Below are 4,478 nucleotides of genomic sequence, written 5' to 3' on the forward strand. Positions count from 1 at the left end.
AAAAAACGCCTTCTCCTGGAAATCCTCCGCTCGCTGGGCGAAGCCAAGCTGGCGAGGATTCAGGAGGAGGTTGAGCTGAGAAGACTGGAGGAGCCTGAGAAATACGAGGCTCTCACAGGCTGCAACCTTCAGGATTTACTCATAGAGATGGCTGAGGAAGGCTTGGTTGAGAGGATTTTCCCGGAGTGGGGCGCGCCCATCTACAGGGTGCACCCATCAAAAACCTTATAAACCAAGAGCAATATATCCAACTTACTGTTTTGCATGAATGTGACGAGGCTCTTCTTGGTGATTGGTGGAGCTTTGTGTGAGGGGGTGCTATCGAATTATTCAGCTACTGAGGTGATTTCGTGGTAACCATTGTAGTAGGCGGCCAGTGGGGCGACGAAGGTAAGGGAAAGGTGATAAGCTACCTGTGCATGAGCGATAAGCCGGACATAATCGCGAGAGCTGGAGTGGGCCCTAATGCAGGGCATACTGTGGTTTATAAGGGGAAGAAGTATCCCCTGCGTTTAACCCCCAGCGGTTTTCTGTACGAGAAGGCTAGGCTGCTCATAGGTGCTGGGGTGCTTGTGAATCCTAAGGTGATACTCAAGGAGATTGTAGACCTCGGCATAGATGGGAGGATAGGTATAGACTACCGCTGCGGTATAATAGAGGAGGAGCACATAGCCCGGGATAAAAGCTCAGGACATCTCGCAGGAAAGATAGGCAGCACCGGCACGGGCTGCGGCCCTGCGAACATGGACAGAGCCAAACGCATCCTCAAGTTGGCCAAGGATGTGGAGGCGCTCAAGCCTCACCTCACTGATGTTCCGGAGGAGGTTGACAGGGCGATAGACGCAGGCAAAAGGGTGCTGGTGGAGAGCTCTCAGGGCTTTGGGCTGAGCCTGTTCTACGGCACCTACCCCTATGTTACCTCCAAGGATACAACTGCAAGCATGGCCTGCGTAGACGTGGGCATAGGTCCACGGAGGATTGGCGATGTCATGGTGGTGTTCAAGTCCTTCCCCACACGTGTGGGCGCGGGCCCATTCCCCACAGAGCTTTCGCAGAAAGAGGCGGAAAAGCTCGGAATAGTGGAGTACGGCACAGTCACAGGGCGGAGGCGGCGCATAGGCAGGTTCGACTTCGAGATGGCGCGCTACGCTGCAATGCTGAACAGCGCCTCGCAGATAGCACTCACCTGTGTGGATTATATCGACGAAGAGAGCAAAGGGGCCAGGAGCTATGAGGAGCTGAGCAGGGCTGCGCGGAGCTTTGTGGAAGAGGTGGAGCGCCGCGTGGGCGTGCCTGTAACCCTTATTTCAACCGGACCGGACCTTGAGGACACCATAGATTTGAGAGAGGAGAAGCTCGAAAAATGACCAAGTTTATAATTGTAACCGGAGGCGTACTCTCTGGTTTGGGTAAGGGAGTGACCACCGCAGCCATAGGGTTGATTCTGCGTTCCCGGGGGCTGCGTGTGGATGTGTGCAAGATAGACCCCTACCTCAATGTGGACCCTGGCTTGATGAACCCCTTCCAGCACGGTGAGGTATGGGTTACCAAGGATGGGTATGAGGCTGACCTGGACTTCGGGCACTATGAGCGCTTTCTGGATGTGGAGCTCACCCGTGACCACAACATCACCACGGGCAAAATCTACCTCTCAGTGCTGGAGAAGGAGCGCAAAGGCGAGTATCTGGGGCAGACGGTGCAGATAATACCCCATGTTACCGACGAGATAAAGAGGCAGCTCCATGCGATAGCGCGGATTAATAATCCTGATGTACTAATCGTCGAGATCGGCGGAACCACTGGCGACATAGAGAGCATGCCCTTCCTGGAGGCGCTGCGCCAGCTCAGGATGGAGCTGGGCAAGGAGAATGTGCTCTTTATCCACGTGACCCTTGTGCCGACCCTTGATGCGGTGGGCGAGCAGAAGACAAAGCCCACGCAGCACAGCGTAAAGGAACTTCGCGGGATAGGCATACAGCCGGATATACTGGTGTGCAGAACCCGCAAGCCACTTCTGGATGAGACCAAGGCGAAGCTCTCCCTCTTCTGCGATGTGAGCAAGCGTGACGTGATAAGCAACCACGACGTCAGGGTAGTGTATGAGGTCCCCCTCGTAATGGATGCCCAGGGTATGGGGGACACTGTGCTTGAGAAGCTCAATCTGCGGGAGAGAAAGTACGATCTCAGCGACTGGGACAGGTTTATAAGGAGGGTTAAGAAGTCCAAGGAGAAGGTGACCATAGCCATAGTGGGCAAGTATACCCATCTTCACGACTCATACATAAGTATAGTTGAAGCCCTGAAGCACGCCGCCTGGAAGCTGGACTATGAGGCTGAGATACTCTGGATAGAGGCTGAGGAGATAGAGGAGGAGCCTGAGAAGCTGAAAGAGCTTGAGAGGGCCCAGGGAGTTCTTGTGCCAGGGGGCTTCGGGGCGCGAGGTGCAGAGGGAAAGATTGCGGCGATTAAGTATGCGAGGGAGAACAACATACCCTACCTCGGCATATGCTTTGGATTTCAGCTGGCGGTGGTCGAGTTTGCGCGCCATGTGCTTGGTCTGGAGCAGGCGAACAGCGTTGAACTCGACCCCGACACCAGGCATCCTGTAATTGACCTCCTGCCCGAGCAGCGGGAGATTGAAAAGCTGGGCGGCACCATGCGTCTCGGCGAAATTAAGGTTAAGATAAAGCCGGGAACAAAGGCATACGAGATTTATGGTTGCGAGGAGGTGGGTGAGCGCCACCGCCACCGCTATGAGGTCAACCCTGAGTATATAGAAAAGCTGGAGAGTGCGGGGATGGTGTTCTCTGCCACCAGCGACGGCGGGCGCAGAATGGAGATATGCGAGCTTCCCTCTCATTTTCATTTCTTGGCCACGCAGTTCCATCCCGAGTTTAAGTCAAGACCGCGCCGTCCGGCACCTGTATTCTTTGCCTTTGTTGACGCTGCGATAAGGAGTAAGAGGTTGTAGAATGTTTGATGCAAAAAAGTTTATCGCTGAGGCTGTGAAGGAGATTCGCCAGCAGGTGGATGAGGAGACTGCGATTATTGCCCTCTCGGGCGGCGTGGACTCGAGCGTCGCGGCCGCGCTGGCCCACCGCGCCCTGGGGAAGCACCTCGTTGCGGTGTTTGTCAACCACGGCTTTATGCGCAAGGGCGAAGAGGAGGAGATTGTGGAGATTTTCAGGGATAAGCTGGGGATGAATCTGCGTGTGGTGCAGGCACAGGAACGTTTTTTTGAGGCGCTTCGCGGGGTTCGAGACCCAGAGGAGAAGCGCAAGATTATAGGCAGGGTTTTTATTGAGGTGTTTGAGGAGGAGGCAGCCCGGGTGGGAGCAAAGTATCTGGTGCAGGGTACAATAGCGCCGGACTGGATAGAGAGCGGCGGCGGAATAAAGAGCCACCACAACGTCGCTGGTTTGCCCTCCGGCATGGTGCTCATGCTGGTGGAGCCTCTGCGCGACCTCTACAAGGACGAGGTGCGCATCGTCGCAAGGGAGCTGGGCTTACCTGAGAGCATCTCTGAAAGAATGCCCTTCCCTGGTCCTGGTTTGGCGGTGCGCATTGTTGGTGAGGTAACGCCTGAGAAGGTGGAGATAGTGCGGGAGGCAAACGCAATAGTGGAGGAGGAGATTGAAAAGGCGAAGCTTAAACCCTGGCAGGCATTTGCTGCCCTCCTTGAGGGAAAAACCGTTGGGGTAAAGGGGGATATCCGCGACTACGGCTACACCATAGCTGTGCGCGTGGTGGAGAGTGTGGATGCGATGACAGCCACGGCGATGCCCGTACCTTGGGAGGTGCTCAAGCGCATCCAGAGGCGGATAACCCGTGAGATTCCGGGGGTTACCAGAGTGCTCTACGACATAACCGACAAGCCCCCGGCCACTATCGAGTATGAGTGACACAGGAAGGTTGGAGGTGAAATGCCCGTAAAAAGGAGTTGGAGGAGGTGTGGGCATTTCACCTGTTTTTTATACTGCCATATGTATCGAAGGTAAATATTATTGTTAATTCGCCAACTAAAAGTTAAACGCTGACGTTTAGCGGGTGAGATGAATGGCGCTGCTCTTCGGCACTGCGGGTGTTCCCATCTCTTCGCCCTCCCGCGATACCGCCGCGGGCATAGCGAGGGTGCATGAGCTCGGGCTGGGATGCATGGAGGTGGAGTTTGTTCGCGGTGTGAGGATGGGAATGGAGAAGGCAAAAGAGGTGCGCTCAGTGGCGGAGAAGCTTGAGGTGGTGCTGACGGTGCACGCCCCCTACTACATAAACCTCAACTCACCGGAGGAGGTTAAGCTGAAGGCGAGTGTGCAGCGCATTCTCGACTCTGCAAGGGTGGGTTACGCCTGCGGAGCTCGCGATATAGCCTTCCACCCGGGTTTCTACATGAAAAGCTCAAAGGAAAATGCCTACGCGAGGGTTAAGGGGCAACTTGAGGGTATAGTGGAGACGCTCAGGGGGGAAGGTATAGATGTGGT

Annotated in this window: 5 protein-coding genes; all 5 read left to right on the top strand. The window is 55.2% G+C overall.

The window, feature by feature from the left end; genetic code table 11:
• On the top strand, nucleotides 1–231 hold a 231-nt coding region (locus tag ACXJJW_RS07395; RefSeq protein WP_456475097.1), incomplete at its 5' end, for a hypothetical protein.
• Between the two features lie 119 nt (nucleotides 232–350).
• Nucleotides 351–1,367, top strand: a complete 1,017-nt coding sequence (locus ACXJJW_RS07400; RefSeq protein ID WP_456475098.1) for an adenylosuccinate synthetase — start codon at nucleotides 351–353, stop codon at nucleotides 1,365–1,367.
• Nucleotides 1,364–2,971, top strand: a complete 1,608-nt coding sequence (pyrG, locus tag ACXJJW_RS07405; protein WP_456475099.1) for a CTP synthase — start codon at nucleotides 1,364–1,366, stop codon at nucleotides 2,969–2,971. Before ACXJJW_RS07400 ends, pyrG begins: the two co-directional genes overlap by 4 nt.
• Nucleotide 2,972: 1 nt before the next feature.
• A complete protein-coding gene (guaA, locus tag ACXJJW_RS07410) occupies nucleotides 2,973–3,902 on the top strand; it encodes a glutamine-hydrolyzing GMP synthase (RefSeq protein WP_456475100.1) in 930 nt (309 codons plus the stop codon).
• A gap of 154 nt (nucleotides 3,903–4,056) precedes the next feature.
• Nucleotides 4,057–4,478, top strand: a 422-nt coding sequence (locus tag ACXJJW_RS07415) for a TIM barrel protein (RefSeq protein WP_456475101.1), incomplete at its 3' end; no start/stop codon positions are given.

The sequence above is a fragment of the Candidatus Pyrohabitans sp. genome (assembly GCF_054014795.1).